General features: G+C 51.1%; 13 protein-coding genes and 1 other annotated feature. Of the genes, 12 read left to right on the forward strand and 1 reads right to left on the reverse strand.

The genetic code is table 11. From position 1 onward, the window contains the following. Nucleotides 1–5: 5 nt before the first annotated feature. From tsaE to WFJ73_RS28690, 12 genes are all read left to right on the forward strand, one after another. Nucleotides 6–503 carry a tRNA (adenosine(37)-N6)-threonylcarbamoyltransferase complex ATPase subunit type 1 TsaE gene (tsaE, locus tag WFJ73_RS28635; protein WP_336776386.1) on the forward strand — a complete coding sequence of 166 codons (498 nt, stop codon included), beginning with the start codon at nt 6–8 and terminating at the stop codon, nt 501–503. After that, nucleotides 496–1,317: a tRNA (adenosine(37)-N6)-threonylcarbamoyltransferase complex dimerization subunit type 1 TsaB gene (tsaB, locus tag WFJ73_RS28640; protein ID WP_336776313.1), complete on the forward strand. Its 822-nt coding sequence runs from the start codon at nt 496–498 to the stop codon at nt 1,315–1,317. Before tsaE ends, tsaB begins: the two co-directional genes overlap by 8 nt. Beyond that, nucleotides 1,317–1,802: a ribosomal protein S18-alanine N-acetyltransferase gene (gene rimI / locus WFJ73_RS28645; protein WP_336776314.1), complete on the forward strand. Its 486-nt coding sequence runs from the start codon at nt 1,317–1,319 to the stop codon at nt 1,800–1,802. The genes tsaB and rimI overlap by 1 nt, the downstream gene beginning before the upstream one ends. Next, nucleotides 1,796–2,842 (forward strand): tRNA (adenosine(37)-N6)-threonylcarbamoyltransferase complex transferase subunit TsaD, encoded by a 1,047-nt coding sequence (gene tsaD, locus WFJ73_RS28650; protein WP_336776315.1) that lies wholly within the window; start codon nt 1,796–1,798, stop codon nt 2,840–2,842. The genes rimI and tsaD overlap by 7 nt, the downstream gene beginning before the upstream one ends. Nucleotides 2,843–2,933: 91 nt before the next feature. Further along, nucleotides 2,934–3,232 (forward strand) — a binding site (T-box leader). A gap of 509 nt (nt 3,233–3,741) precedes the next feature. Continuing rightward, nucleotides 3,742–5,283: a 2-isopropylmalate synthase gene (locus tag WFJ73_RS28655; RefSeq protein WP_336776316.1), complete on the forward strand. Its 1,542-nt coding sequence runs from the start codon at nt 3,742–3,744 to the stop codon at nt 5,281–5,283. Nucleotides 5,284–5,752: 469 nt separating this feature from the next. Continuing rightward, nucleotides 5,753–6,481, forward strand: coding sequence for an ABC transporter ATP-binding protein (locus tag WFJ73_RS28660; protein WP_336776317.1), 729 nt, complete (start codon nt 5,753–5,755; stop codon nt 6,479–6,481). Nucleotides 6,482–6,528: 47 nt separating this feature from the next. After that, nucleotides 6,529–6,747, forward strand: coding sequence for a hypothetical protein (locus WFJ73_RS28665; protein WP_336776318.1), 219 nt, complete (start codon nt 6,529–6,531; stop codon nt 6,745–6,747). Between the two features lie 30 nt (nt 6,748–6,777). Next, nucleotides 6,778–7,698: a polyprenyl synthetase family protein gene (locus WFJ73_RS28670; protein WP_336776319.1), complete on the forward strand. Its 921-nt coding sequence runs from the start codon at nt 6,778–6,780 to the stop codon at nt 7,696–7,698. Nucleotides 7,699–7,825: 127 nt separating this feature from the next. Beyond that, nucleotides 7,826–7,999, forward strand: a complete 174-nt coding sequence (gene comX / locus WFJ73_RS28675; RefSeq protein WP_015842656.1) for a competence pheromone ComX — start codon at nt 7,826–7,828, stop codon at nt 7,997–7,999. A gap of 46 nt (nt 8,000–8,045) precedes the next feature. Further along, on the forward strand, nt 8,046–10,439 hold the full coding sequence (locus tag WFJ73_RS28680) for an ATP-binding protein (RefSeq protein WP_336776320.1): 2,394 nt from the start codon (nt 8,046–8,048) through the stop codon (nt 10,437–10,439). Further along, nucleotides 10,417–11,073 carry a response regulator transcription factor gene (locus WFJ73_RS28685; RefSeq protein WP_336776321.1) on the forward strand — a complete coding sequence of 219 codons (657 nt, stop codon included), beginning with the start codon at nt 10,417–10,419 and terminating at the stop codon, nt 11,071–11,073. The genes WFJ73_RS28680 and WFJ73_RS28685 overlap by 23 nt, the downstream gene beginning before the upstream one ends. A gap of 248 nt (nt 11,074–11,321) precedes the next feature. Then, nucleotides 11,322–11,738: a hypothetical protein gene (locus tag WFJ73_RS28690; protein ID WP_336776322.1), complete on the forward strand. Its 417-nt coding sequence runs from the start codon at nt 11,322–11,324 to the stop codon at nt 11,736–11,738. 49 nt (nt 11,739–11,787) lie between these two features. On the opposite strand, the gene WFJ73_RS28695 is transcribed toward WFJ73_RS28690, so the two are convergent. After that, nucleotides 11,788–13,716: an ABC-F family ATP-binding cassette domain-containing protein gene (locus WFJ73_RS28695; protein ID WP_336776323.1), complete on the reverse strand. Its 1,929-nt coding sequence runs from the start codon at nt 13,714–13,716 to the stop codon at nt 11,788–11,790. Nucleotides 13,717–13,797 lie beyond the last annotated feature (81 nt).

Raw genomic sequence — 13,797 nt, forward strand, 5'->3', positions numbered from 1 at the left:
AGAAGATGACGATCAAAGGACAAGTTGTGCTTAATGTCCGGAGCGAGCAGGAAACGGCCTTGCTTGCACAGCGGATTGCCGGGCTTGTCAAACCGGGCACGGTGCTTGCGTTGGATGGAGACCTTGGAGCCGGGAAGACAACCTTTTCGCAAAAATTCGCAAAAGCTATAGGCGTAACGGATATTGTAAACAGTCCGACGTTTACGATTATTAAAGAATACGAGGGGGCTACCATGCCCTTTTATCATATGGATGTGTACCGTTTGTCTCTGGAAGAGGCCGACGAGCTGGGGTTGGACGATTACTTCTTCGGCGACGGGGTTACGATCGTGGAATGGGCAAGCTTGATTGAAGAGCTGCTGCCGCCGGAGCGACTGGAAATGTATATTGCGCATGAAGGCGGCGAGGAGCGCCAGTTCCGGATCTCCGGAATCGGCGAGCCGTATGTCTCTTGGTGCGAGGCTTTTTCGAATGAGATGGGAGCAGGGAATGACGATGACTGAACGTAATGTTGGACCGATACTAGCGTTTGATACTTCAACCGCTGCTTTTGCGGCAGCGATTTTGGATAAAGGCCGTATTCTGGGGGACATGCAGTCGCTGGCGGAAAGAAACCATTCCGTGCACGTCATTACCCATATCAAGCAGCTGATGGAGCAGTGCGGCGTAACGTCAAGCGACGTAGGCGCTATCGCGGTTGGCAGCGGGCCGGGGTCTTATACGGGGATGCGGATTGCGGTTGCGGCAGCAAAAACGCTCGCTTGGGTATGGGGCAAGCCCCTGATCGGCGTATCCAGCCTAGAGGCGATTGCCTATGGAGGATGGCATCATGCGGCTGGCGTTCAGCTTGGAACGGCTTCGGCTTCTGGGGCCGGCACAGGCGAAGACTGGATTCTTCCGATTATGGATGCCCGGCGCGGACAAGTCTATACGGGCGGCTATGCGATGTCCGCAAGCGGCGAATGGAGCGGCTTTGCGGCCGACGGCGTAAGACTTATGCATGACTGGGTGGATCGTATTGCGGGGGAAGCGGCACAGCAGCAGGGACAAGTAAAACGTATTTGGGTAATTGGCGATCTGGCCCTGCACCGGGAAGAAGCGGAACGGCTTCAGGCTTTATGCGGGGCAAATCGATCCGGAGCGGAAGTGCATCTGCTGCAATATGAACTGGAAGGCTGCGCGGTAGCTTGGCTTGGCCGGGAGCGACTGCTTAAAGGCGAGATTGCGGACACGCATGGATTAACGCCTAACTATACCCAGCTGGCAGAGGCGGAAGTGAATCTTCGGGCCAAGCAGCAGGGGGAGGCGAAGTCCTGATGCTGTCCGATCTTGTTTTTCGTTCCATGACGAAGTTGGATATCCCGTATATCGTTGCTATCGAGCATGAAGCGTTTGCTACTCCGTGGACACCGGAAGCGTTCCAAAACGAGCTGACGAGCAATATGTTTGCGCGTTATATGGTGATGGAGCATGACGGCCAAATTATCGGCTACGGCGGAATGTGGGTCATTGTGGACGAGGCGCATGTCACTAACATTGCCGTACGCGCCGATCATAGAGGCCAAGGGCTTGGAGAACGGCTTTTAACCGAGCTGCAACGGACGGCGGCTTTTTTCGGCGCGAACAAAATGACGCTGGAAGTACGCGTGTCAAACGAGATTGCGCAGGGCTTGTACCGCAAGCTGGGCTTTAAGCCTTCCGGCATCCGTCCGGCTTATTATTCCGATAATAACGAGGACGCGTTAATTATGTGGGCGGATCTCAATTCCTATCAGCCTGCAACAGAGGAGCAAGAATGGTGAGCACAACAAATCAGGATGCCGTCATACTGGCGATCGAAACAAGCTGTGACGAAACTTCAGTCGCTGTCGTACGCGGCGGTAAACATATACTATCCAACGTGATCTCGAGCCAGATCGAGATTCATAAACAATTCGGCGGTGTTGTCCCAGAGATCGCATCGCGCAAGCATGTCGAAGTCATTACGCTTATGATCGAGCAGGCTATAGAGGAGTCCGGCCTTACGCTTCAGGATATCTCGGCGGTAGCCGTCACGCAGGGCCCGGGGCTTGTAGGGGCTTTGCTGGTTGGGATCGTTGCGGCTAAAAGCCTCGCGATGGCGCTGGACGTGCCTTTTATCGGGACGCATCATATCGCTGGGCATATTTATGCCAATCAGCTTGTTCATGAGCTGGAATACCCTTGTATGGCCCTTGTTGTTTCAGGCGGCCATACGGAGCTTGTTCTGCTGGAGAGCGAAGGCAGCTTCCGCATGATTGGCCGTACTCGTGACGATGCGGTTGGCGAGGCCTACGACAAAGTAGCAAGAGCTTTGAAATTCCCTTATCCCGGCGGACCTCATATCGACCGGCTTGCTTCGGAAGCGGAGGCTGTCATTGAGCTGCCACGCGCATGGCTGGAGCCGGATTCTTATGATTTCAGCTTCAGCGGGTTGAAGTCTGCCGTCCTTGCCGTTATCAATCAGACGAACATGAAGGGCGAAACGCTGGATGCCGGTGCTCTTGCCCGCGGATTCCAGGAGTCGGTGACCGAGGTGCTCGTCGAAAAAGCGCTTCGCGCCGTCCGCGCCTTTGACGCTAAGCAGCTGCTCTTATGCGGCGGCGTAGCGGCAAATAAAGGGCTGCGCGCAGCTCTTGCTTCGCGCTGCGACAAGGAGGGAGTGCCGCTCTTGGTTCCGCCGCACAAGCTCTGCACGGACAATGCGGCCATGATTGGCGCCGCGGCTTTTTTGAAATGGCAGAAAGGCGAATTCACTTCGCTGGATATGAAGGCGGAGCCTAATTTCTCGCTGGAGGGCTGGGCTAAGCCATCCGTCTCTTAATAAATATTTTTGTTTTTATTTTAATTCTTGGAATTGACAGAATATTTGTTGGAGAATATAATGGGTACCAATAGTTCAAACATCATACTGTGCAAACGCTAAGAACAGGAGTAGTAAGGATAATCCGGGTTTAGAGAGCTGCGGGAAGGTGCAACGCAGCCGAAGGATACCTGAAACTCGCCTGGGAGCGGAGCAACGGATAAGCGCGGCTGGCCATGGATAGCCCGCAAGTACGTTGCTACGGTTAACCCCCGTGACAGGGTGCGCATTCGTCAACATCCGGAGTTGGCAATGTGCCTAAGGTGGACATTCGAAGCTGTTTAACTTTGCAGCAGTTAATGTCAACAAGGGTGGTACCGCGCAGGTTAATGATAGCCTGTCGTCTCTTGATTTCAAGAGGCGACAGGCTTTTTGGTGTCTTTGAACTAGGTTTGGCAAGCTTCGCGTATTCACGGCAGACGAATAAACATACGTAAAATTCATATACAAAACGCTGGGAACAGGATTAGTAAAGCAATGAAGCGGGTACACGGCGCGATTGATCAATCAGGCAGAGCCTGAACGGTGCAATCGCTGCTGCAGAGAGCTGCGGGGTGGTGCGACGCAGTCGAAGCTTAAGCTTGAACTCGCCTGGGAGCGGAATGATGGAGGCCGGCCGGCTGCGTAATCGCAGCTGGGCAGATGCGAGTACATCGTTACGGTAAACCTCCGTCATCGGGTGTTCAAGCGGGTCGGACCCGCATGAAGCTTAAGGCATAGCCGGCACGGCTGGCTGCTTCATGAAGGTTCCGGCCAATGAGAGTGGTACCACGGCAGCTCAATTACGGGCCTGTCGTCTCTTACACAGAGACGTCAGGCCTTTTTTAGTTCCCAAAAAACACATAACGGAGGGTATTCCCATGAAAAAAATTCAAATCTTTGATACAACTTTACGCGATGGCGAGCAATCGCCCGGAGCATCGATTGAGCCAGAACGCAAAATCATTATCGCCCGCCAGCTGGCGAAGCTGGGCATCGATATAATCGAGCCGGGCTTTGCGATCTCCAGCCCCGGGGAATTTGCGGCAATCCAGCAAATCTCCCGCGAACTGCAAAACGTTGAGATCTGCGGTTTTGCGCGTGCGGTGAAGGTTGATATCGATGCTGCGGTCAAGGCGACGCAGGATGCGGCCAAACGGCGCCTGCACCTGTTCATCTCTTCCTCGGATATTCATCTGAGCCATCAAATCCGCAAGACGCGGTCGGAAGTCGTTCAGATTGCCAGGGATATGATTTCTTATGCCAAGCAGTTTGTTGACGAGATCCAATTTGCAGCAATGGACTCCACCCGTTCGGACCGTGATTTCGTCATTGAGCTGGTAGAAGCGGCAATTGAATCGGGAGCTACGATTATCAATCTGCCCGACACATTGGGTTACGCGCTGCCAAATGAAATGGTGGATCTGTTCACGTCGGTGCGCCAGCAGGCGCGAGGCGGAGACAAGGTTCGTTACAGCACGCATAACCATAACGACCTGGGCATGGCGGTGGCGAACAGCCTGGCAGCCGTGCAAGCGGGGGCAACGCAGGTTGAGGTTACCGTAAACGGCGTTGGCGAACGGGCCGGCAACTGCTCGCTGGAGGAGCTGGCGATGCTGATCGAGACGCGTAAATCGGCTCTGCAGATCGAGACCAATATTGAGCAAAGCGAAATTTATACAACTTCTCACATGGTCAGCCGCGCGATGCATTATCCGATCGCCTATAATAAACCGATAGTTGGCCGCAATGCATTCCAGCATGAATCCGGCATTCACCAGGACGGCTTGCTGAAGGACCGCAGCACCTATGAGATCATGGATCCGGAAGCAATGGGAATTTCCCGCAGCATGATTATTCTGGGCCGTCATTCCGGCCGCCATGCCATTAAGCACCGTTTGTCGGAATACGGCATTGCCGTAGCGGACAATGAATTGAACGATGTTTATAACAAATTCAAACAAGTTGCCGACGAGAAAAAGATCGTAACCGATGACGAGCTGATCCGTATTGCCGGTGAAGCGACCGAGACGCAGCCGGATCCATACAAGCTGATGGATCTGCAGGTATTGGCCGGCAGCCAGAAGTCCCGCATTGCTTCGGTTACTATTCGGGACGGCGAGGACGGCCAGGAGCGCTCCTACTCCGGAATGGGCGAGGGGCCATTGGAGGCGGTTATCCACTGTATCCAGCAGGCGATTCCCGTAGCCGCCCAATTTGAGGATCTGGAGCTGCATTCGTTATCGACGGGAGAGGATGCCCACGGCGAAGCGGTTGTGAGCATCATTATCGAAGGCGAGCGCTTCCGCGGCACGTCCATTCATAAGGACATTATTTACGCGGCTGCCCAAGCTTATGTCGCGGCTTGCAATCAGGCCGTTATGACAAGCAGAAAACAGGTCATAGAAGAAAATGTCGGATAATTGGAATAGTTATCCACAAAAACGCGACTGTTGTGCATAAGAGGAAAAAAACGGATAAATACAACCTTTTTCCTGTGTATAAAATTGCGTGCAAGTCGTGGATAGTTTTTACACAGCCTACCTGTGGATAATGTGTATAACGTGGATAGTTGTAGGGATAAGGAAGCTTTTGTAAGTAATTAGTGACATTAACCTTTACAAATCACGCTTTGTTATCGACAGAATTAACTAACAATTCACGTTTTATTGTGGATAAACCTGTGGAAAAGGTGGACATTTCCCCGAAAGCACGACTTTTGTGCTCTCGGGCTTTTTTTTTGCGTTGCGCCCCCGCAAACCATGCCGCAAAAAAATTGCGTGAATCTGCAATATGGTTTTCGGTGAAAACACTTTCAGATTCAGGTAAGGTTAAATTACTAGATCACGTTCCGGCGAGTAGGTATTCCGGCCTGAATGGAGGAGAACTGCAGTGAACTTAGAGACGGTCATTCAAGTAAGCTCGATTTGCAAATGTTATGGTCCGTACAACGCTTTAAATGAAGTCTCCTTTGAAGTAAACAGAGGCGAGCTGTTTGGCATTATCGGGACTAGCGGGGCAGGTAAAACAACCCTGTTGGAGATGCTCATGGGACTTCGCCGACCTGATCAGGGAACGATTGAAGTACTTGGCATGGATGCCATTATGGAAGCCAAGCAGCTGAAGGAATATATCGGAATGCATATGTACAGCAACTCTCTCGTAGACAATCTAACGGTTCGCGAAGCGCTGGAATTGTTCCAATCGTTTTACATCAAACAAAATGACATCGATCGGATTATTGCGGACCTGGAGCTGGAGCCGTACGTAAATAAGCCGGTGAAACGGCTGTCCGGCGGCTGGCAGCAGCGCATCGCGCTTGCCTTCGCGCTGGTGAACGATCCTGAAATCATATTCCTCGATGAGCCGACAACCGGGCTTGATAAGCAGGCGAGAGCCGATTACTGGGCTCTGCTTATGAAGCTGAAGAGTCAAGGCAAAACGATCGTTATGGCATCCCATGATATGGGGGAAATGCAGCGGAATTGCGATCGCATTGCGGTGCTGCGCAAAGGGGATATCGTCAAATGCGATTCCCCGCAGCAGCTCATCTCCCAAATTCCAGAGGGCTGTTTTTCAATGGAAGGCGTATACGTTCATTTCGCTTACGCGGAAATGTAGCCTTGCCTAGATGATCCGGCCTAGTTTGAAGGAGGACTTTTGCGCATATGGAGCCCAGAAACGACACCAACGAAAGTCCGTCCGTTCATCGAAGCCAGGTGATAGAGAAGCGCATGGAGATGATTGCCGTGCTGCTCGATAAATTAAATGGGGAGGAGATCGTCCAACAATCCAAAGCGGGGCAAAAAACTCAAAAGCGGAAGGGGCGAAATAACGATAAGCTGATGCAAATAGTTGGCGGCATATTCTTTCATCGTATAAGATAAGGATGACACTACCATGACGGAGGTCAGAGGATGGAAGAACTGGTGCCTATAATCGGGCAGGAGATGCTGCGGATTTCCGATAAGTATTTCATTACGGAGCCGCTTCGAGGATATGCCCGTGCTTTTATACGGGAAAAGCAGGCCGAATCGATGAGATTCGGCCTTTTGACCGTGCTTCATTACCGGATGTTTGGAGGGGATTCCGGGCAGATCTATCAGGCGGCGGCTGCGGTGGAATTGTTTATACTTGCATCGGATATTCTGGATGATTTGCAGGACGGGGACGCGCATCATCAAGCTTGGTCCCAGGTGCCGCCGGCAGCTGCAATGCAGACTGCGGCCTCCTTTTTGGTACTTTCGCAGCAGGCGGTGCTGGAGCTTGAGTTCGATCAAGCCTTGCTACTCCGGGTGGTCCGTATGATGAACGGCCAATTGCTGAAGGCGGCAAACGGGCAAATGCTGGATCTGATGAATGCCGTGACGGACGAGGATTCCTATCTCGCCATGGTTCAGCATAAATCGGCGGCGCTCATCGTGTTCGCCTGCATGGCGGGGGTCATGCTGGCAGGCCGGGAATGGCATCCCATCGTTGCGGAATATGCCGAGGAAGTAGGAATGGCGGCCCAAATTAAAAATGATATTAAGGACCTGCTTCGCTGGGATGACAAAAATGATTTTATTTTGCGCAAAAAGACCCTTCTCACCTTGTTCCTTTTGGAGGAATTGGCGGAGGACGATCAATGGATTTTGGACTATTTCGAAGGCAGGCTGCGGTCGGAAGATGTCGCAGGCAGGCAGCAAATGCTGGAAGAAGCGTGCGACCGGACAGGGGCGGCATTATATGGGTCGGTGCGCATGAGGATGCATTTTAATCGGTTCCAGGAACTGCTTGGCGGGGTACCGGAGACCGCTTCGGCTAAGGACAAGCTCCTAGAGATTTTCTCCAGCTAGAGGCTTTCTTCACAAACCGCAATGACGATTGCGGAAAATACGGGGCAAGTTGGCGTTTGCTGTCGAAAGATTTCCTGCTATAGTAGAATCAGAATTTGATTCTACTATAGCAGAGGAGGAATTTTAAATGTTGAAAGATGCTATTCGTTCGCTTGCTGCAAGCAAAGAGAAAATGTCGATGGTGATGGGTGGACAGCTGCAATTGGCTGGCGTATCCGCAGCTGAGCACAAAGCACTCCAAGATGCGCTGAAGAATCAAGACGAGAAAAAGGGCAATTACACGCTGGCAGTTTGGGGCTAATATAGTCATAAAACGACTTCATGCGAGTGCAGGAGGAGATTAGACGATGTTTAGACCAACTCTTAGAATTTCAGCACCTCTCTTCCTGATTACATTTCTCGTTATTTTGCTCTATTTGACCCTTACGATCATCAAGGAGCCTTTTATAGGCGTCGAACTAGTGGAAGGTTCAAAGGGAGATTATTTCGTTAAAGCTCTCGAGCCTGCCGGACAAGCGATTAGCAAAGGCATCTTGGTCGGCGATAAAATTCTTTCCGTGAACGACGCGCCGGCAGGTCAATATAGTAATGTGAAGAAGTTCTTCTCCATTGAGAAATCAGATTCCGTGCTGGTCGAGCACAGCAATAAAGATCAGCAGTTGATAGAGTTTAACCGGGGCTGGTATGGGGATCATTCCAGTTGGGAGTTGTTCATTCAGCTGTACATCCCGCTTATTTCGCTGGTCTTGTTCGCAGGGTTTTCTTCTTTTCTGTATTCGAAAAGGAAAAATGACAGCGCAGCATTGATGCTTATGCTGTTTTTTGCCACGATCGGGCTATGCTATTATTCTTCGGCGGCATCCTATCGAAGCGATCCTGTCGGATTTTCGATTATCTATTTCGTTCTCCCTTCAGTTCCGATCATTTTCCTGCAGTTTATGAATCAGTACATGAAGCGGTATAATGTCGTCTTCATCAGCAAAGCCGGTTTAATCGGAATGCTAAGCACGTTTGGCGCAGTCGAGCTGGGCATGCTGCTGTATGTCTGGACGGACTTGGTGTCCAACGGCGCGTTTGTATACATACGGATGTTGTATTACGGTACCTTGATTATCGGAAATTTCATCTGCATCTATCAGCTCGTCAGAAAGTTTCTGCAGTACCGCAAGACGAAGTTTAATTCGCTATTCAAAATCACGCTGGTATCGCATATCGTCGCGTTTACGCCGTTTACGGCAATGAACCTGCTGCCGCTCTTTATCGGCGGAGGGCAGATTTTGCCGGCTGCCTTTACATCGTTATTTTTGTTCGTGCTGCCGATTGTTTATTTCTATCTGCTAACATCCAATCAGCTCTTTGACATTGACTTCATCCTGACAAGGTTTAAATATTATACGCTTCTGTCCGCCCTGCCGGCTCTTCTGCTGACGCTTGCGATAATCGGAGTGCTGAATGGAAAGGCAGACGTATCCTGGATTGGTTACATTCAAATTTTCTTGACTTCTTATGTTGTGATGACTCTCTTCTTGTATGTGAAGGAGCAGATCGATCATAAGTTCCGGCCTAAGCTGTTCAAAGCCATGTACAGCTATCAGGACAGCCTGGACCGATTCTCCCGCAAGGTTGCAACCGTGATGAAGAGAGCGGATTTGGAGGCTGTGCTGAAGCAAGAGATCAGCGACCTGCTTCCGGTTAACCGGATTGATTTTGTCCTTGTGGATCAGGCAGACGGCTCCGTGCACAAGCTGGGTGAATCCGACGAGGAGAAAGGAACGTCCTTGTTCCTGCTTCAGGTGGCGGACTCTCTGCAGGTTGGCGAGATGGTGGAGCTGCCGCATGGCATCGGTCTTGTAATCGGCCGTCAGCGTTCCAAATACCACGTCGTCTGGATTGGTTCGAAGACGAACCATACCCGGTTCAACTCGGACGAGCTGCGTTGGTTAAAGACGCTCGCGAACTACTCCAGCATTGTCTTTGAGAATCTTTATCTGATCGAAGGCCTGATTGAGGACCTGGAATCGGAAGTGCGCAAGGAGCAGACCACAGCCCCTTGGGTTCTGCGGTTGTTGTTCTGTCTGTCGGAGAACGAACGAAGAAAGCTGGCTGCCGATCTTCATGATTCCGCACTGCAGGACCAGTTAATCTGGTACCGCAAGCTGGAGGGATTGATGAACGATTATCCCATCTCGGACAATCTTAGCGAAGAGCTGAACGAGATCAAGGAAGGCCTGCTGGATGTTATTCACCAGATCCGGGAGACCTGCAATGAGCTGCGGCCGCCGCTCCTGAAAGAGATGGGCGTCATCGAAGCGGTGGAATCCATTGTGGAGCACTCGCAGATGCGCGATAATTTCGCCGTTGATTTCAGGCCGAAGCCGTTCGCCCATCCGCTTAACGAAGAACAAATTACAGCCATTTACCGGATCGTGCAGGAATTGCTCAGGAACGCTGCCAAGCATGCGCAGGCGAACCGGGTTACCCTGGAGCTTGAACAGCGGAAAGGAAGAATCTACTTCCGCTACAAGGATGACGGTATCGGAATGGATGTTGATTATATGAAAGCCTCCTTTGAGCATATGGGGCTGTCCGGCATTAAAGAGCGGGTAGCGAGTCTTGAAGGAGAGATTACGTTCCGGTCGAAGCGCGGAAGCGGGCTGGAGGTTGTAATCAACTTGCCGGAGACAATGACGACCGGTCGTTCGGAAAGGGGATTATTGCGTGATTCGTATCTTATTAGTTGATGATCATCCTTCCGTTGGCGAAGGAACCAAAACCATGATCGAACAGGATCCTGAAATGAAGGTAACGGTCGTGCTGTCCGCTATGGAAGCGCTCGATGCCGTCAATCATGACACCTTTGATATTATATTGTGCGACCTGAATATGCCGGGAATCAGCGGTCTTGAGCTTACGAAGCGGCTTATTCAGCAAGATCCCGACCGCCGGGTTCTTATCTATACCGGCTATGAGATCAGCACCCATTACAACCTGCTGATTGAATGCGGAGTCTCCGGGTTTATATCCAAGACGGTATCGCGGGAACAGCTTCATAACAACATCCGTTGCGCGATGCGAGGGGAAGCGGTTATTCCAATAACCCTGCTGAAGCAGCTGCGGCGTAATGAAGTGAAGATTACCCGCGCGGAGAAAGCGATCGAAGAGGTCTCGATTAATGAACGGGACCAGGATATTTTGCAGGAAGTGGCGAACGGCAGCAGCAATAAGGATATCGCTGCCAAGCTTCATATGAGCCAGCGGACGGTAGAGTACAACTTAACCCGTATTTTCGAGAAGCTGAGCGTGCGTTCAAGATCCGAAGCGATTGTAGAAGCCAAACGGCTTGGCCTTATTCGCATGGAGCAATTTTTAACCTAATTGATGCTTACCCCGACTTCTCGCGATTCGCCGCCGGTGAGCGCGAAAGTCTTCTTATATGGGATAGCTGCCGCGGAAGCTGCAGAATCGTATCCCCATGATTTGTCTATGTAAGACCACCCTAACTTTTGGTTTCCCTCTCAATGCTTACGCCTATATGGCGTAAGCATCTTTTTTATTTAAAACAAAGTATAATTGTATCGATAAGGTTTGCGGCATACATACGAGTGCAGGGTGGAGGCAAAGCAATGAAATATATATGGTTGTGGGTGGTCTTTATTATCCTCTTTACGATGGCTGCTATTGGTCTGGAAATACTGGAAGGAAACAAGATTACGACTACGGAATATTACGGGCTGCGTAACATGGGCAGCATCTTCGTTATGTTTTGCTTGCTCTGCAGCATTGTTATATACGCGGTTACGTTCTTCCCGTTAACTTTGCTTCTTACGAGGTTCGTAAAGCTATTACCTGCAAGGATCGTCTTATATTCCATTGCCGGAGGTATAGTGGGAATATGGGTGTTTGATCAATTTTATGATTTGGGCGACGACTATTACGTAAAGGGATATGGCCTTAACGTAAATAGTGCCCTTATTCTGTTTGGTCTGGCAGGATTCTTTTACTCCATCATGGACAAGTTTTTGGAGAGAAAAAAGATATAAAAAACCTCCCCGGTGCGATCACGATGGATGCGCGGGGAGGTTTTGGCGCTTATTCGCTTAATTGTTCCCACTGCTCGTAAGCGGCGTTAAGCGAAGTGCGTTTCTCTTCAATCTTCGTTTGAATTTCTTGAATGGCCATATAGTCGTTAAAGATAGCCGGATCGGTCAGTTGTACTTCGAATTCGGCAATTTGCTCCTCCAGCGAAGCAATCTCCTGCTCAAGCTGCTCCAGCTTGCGGATGCGGCTCCGTTCTTCCCGTTTGGCTTGCTTATCCATTTCGTAGGAAGTAGGAGCTTCCGCAACGGGCTGGTTGGATTTGCTAGCCAGCTTTGCCGCTGCCTCAAGGCGGGCTTCCTCCAGTTCGGCCTTCTTCTCGATCATGTCATCATAATTTCCTAGGAAATGCTCAGTTCCTGTCGGAGTCAGTTCGACAATACGTTCCGCCATCTTGTTAAGGAAATAACGGTCATGGGAGATAAAGAGCAAGGTTCCTTCGTAATCGAGCAGAGCGGATTCAAGCACCTCTTTGCTAAACAGGTCCAGATGGTTGGTAGGCTCGTCCAGAATGAGTACGTTTGCCTGTTCAAGCATCAGCTTGGCAAGCGAGACACGCGCTTTTTCCCCGCCGCTTAGAGAGGAAATACGCTTTAGGACATCCTCGCCGCTGAACAGGAAGTTGCCAAGCACGGTACGCACGCGGGCTTCCTCCATATGCGGGTATGTGCCCCATACTTCTTCGAGTACCGTATGGGAGGAAGTTAGCCCGGTCTGCTCTTGGTCATAATATCCAAGCTTGACGTTGGAGCCCCAACGGACGATGCCTGTCTGCGGTTGTCTTTGTCCAACCAATACCTTTAATAACGTTGACTTGCCGATCCCGTTTGGTCCGATAAGGGCAACCGTTTCACTGCGGGAAAGCTTGAAGGATACGTGCTGGAACAACTGGCGGTCCTTCTCCGGAAACTTGACGGACAAGTCGGCAACATCCAGAACGTCCTTGCCCGTCTGGCGCTCGATCTCGAACGTAAAACGGGCTTTCTTCAAGTCGCCGAGCGGCTTGTCGAGCACATCCATTTTATCGAGCGCTTTACGTCGGCTTTGAGCCCGTTTGGTTGTGGAAGCACGGACGATATTGCGCTGAATGAACTGCTCCATCTTGGCGATTTCTTCCTGCTGCTTCTCGTATTGCTTCATGTCGGCCTCGTATTCGGCAGCCTTCAGCTCTATGTACCGGCTGTAGTTGCCCGTGTAGCGTCTGGCCGCATGCCGTTCGATCTCTACGATGGTCGTAACTAACGCATCGAGGAAGTAACGGTCATGGGAGACGACCAGAATGGCGCCGGAATAGCTGCGGAGATATCCTTCGAGCCAGGTCAGCGTAGGAATGTCCAGATAGTTGGTAGGCTCGTCGAGCATGAGCAGATCCGGTGCCTGCAGCAGAATGCGGGCAAGCGCAAGACGGGTTTTCTGACCGCCGCTTAAGGTGCTGATCAGCGTGTCCGGCGGGAAGCTTCCGAAGCCCATCCCGTGAAGGACGCTGTTAATGCGGGTATTGATCTCGAAGCCGCCTTGCTCGCGGAACCAGTCGGACTTGCGGGAATAACGGTCGAGGACATCCTCGTAACGCTTGGGATTGTCGTGAAGAGCCGGATCAGCGATTTGCTGCTCCATCTCGCGAAGCTCTCGTTCAGCTTCGATCAGATGGGAGAATACGGCGCGCATTTCCTCAATGATCGTGCGGTTTGATTGAAGACCGCTGTTCTGGGCCAGATAGCCGATCCGTGTTTCCTTGGCTTTATGAATGGCACCGGAGTCGTAAGAAAGCTCGCCTGCGATAATTTTGAGCAAAGTCGATTTGCCGGCGCCGTTTACGCCTACAAGCCCTACCCGTTCGCGTTCCAGGACTTGCATCGATATATCGGATAAGATGACGTCTATGCCATAGTTTTTACTGATATTGGATAACTGAAGCAGCATGAATAATACCTCCAACAAATAATGACAGGCTTTTCCGTTCCATTATATATTACCAGTCGCCATTGGCGAAAGTTGCATAAC

The organism is Paenibacillus sp. MMO-58, from assembly GCF_037146255.1.
Lineage (GTDB): Bacteria > Bacillota > Bacilli > Paenibacillales > Paenibacillaceae > Pristimantibacillus.

Excerpts from the sequence above, each read along its gene's own strand:
- tsaE (WP_336776386.1), top strand. The coding sequence starts at position 6 with ATGACGATCAAAGGACAAGTTGTGCTTAATGTCCGGAGCGAGCAGGAA.
- tsaB (WP_336776313.1), top strand. The coding sequence starts at position 496 with ATGACTGAACGTAATGTTGGACCGATACTAGCGTTTGATACTTCAACC.
- rimI (WP_336776314.1), top strand. The coding sequence starts at position 1,317 with ATGCTGTCCGATCTTGTTTTTCGTTCCATGACGAAGTTGGATATCCCG.
- tsaD (WP_336776315.1), top strand. The coding sequence starts at position 1,796 with ATGGTGAGCACAACAAATCAGGATGCCGTCATACTGGCGATCGAAACA.
- WFJ73_RS28655 (WP_336776316.1), top strand. The coding sequence starts at position 3,742 with ATGAAAAAAATTCAAATCTTTGATACAACTTTACGCGATGGCGAGCAA.
- WFJ73_RS28665 (WP_336776318.1), top strand. The coding sequence starts at position 6,529 with ATGGAGCCCAGAAACGACACCAACGAAAGTCCGTCCGTTCATCGAAGC.
- WFJ73_RS28670 (WP_336776319.1), top strand. The coding sequence starts at position 6,778 with ATGGAAGAACTGGTGCCTATAATCGGGCAGGAGATGCTGCGGATTTCC.
- comX (WP_015842656.1), top strand. The coding sequence starts at position 7,826 with ATGTTGAAAGATGCTATTCGTTCGCTTGCTGCAAGCAAAGAGAAAATG.
- WFJ73_RS28680 (WP_336776320.1), top strand. The coding sequence starts at position 8,046 with ATGTTTAGACCAACTCTTAGAATTTCAGCACCTCTCTTCCTGATTACA.
- WFJ73_RS28690 (WP_336776322.1), top strand. The coding sequence starts at position 11,322 with ATGAAATATATATGGTTGTGGGTGGTCTTTATTATCCTCTTTACGATG.
- WFJ73_RS28695 (WP_336776323.1), bottom strand. The coding sequence starts at position 13,716 with ATGCTGCTTCAGTTATCCAATATCAGTAAAAACTATGGCATAGACGTC.